Annotated in this window: 1 protein-coding gene; it reads right to left on the reverse strand. The window is 66.0% G+C overall.

Going from position 1 to position 250, the window contains the following annotated elements:
• A partial coding sequence (locus tag ACLJNW_RS27195; protein ID WP_410961663.1) for a DUF1329 domain-containing protein occupies nucleotides 1-250 on the reverse strand: 250 nt, incomplete at both ends.

Below are 250 nucleotides of genomic sequence, written 5' to 3' on the forward strand. Positions count from 1 at the left end.
GGTAGTACTTGAACAGCGCTTCCTGCTGCGAGGTCACCAGCGAGTAGCTACCGTTGCGCTGTACCGCGACTTCCGAAGCGCGGCGCACGACATAGGTGCCGCGGTAGCGGGCGACGTGGTTCCACAGCGCCTCCACGCCGCTCTTCGGAATCGGGAACGGCACCCCGCCATAGGCGTCGGCGAACCCGTTGCCGCCGTCCAGCAGCCTGGCGCTGGTGGCATTGGCGAAGGTGTTGTCGTACAGCCACTG

The sequence above is a fragment of the Salmonella sp. SAL4457 genome (assembly GCF_046548235.1).
Taxonomy (GTDB): Bacteria; Pseudomonadota; Gammaproteobacteria; order Enterobacterales; family Enterobacteriaceae; genus Salmonella; species Salmonella enterica.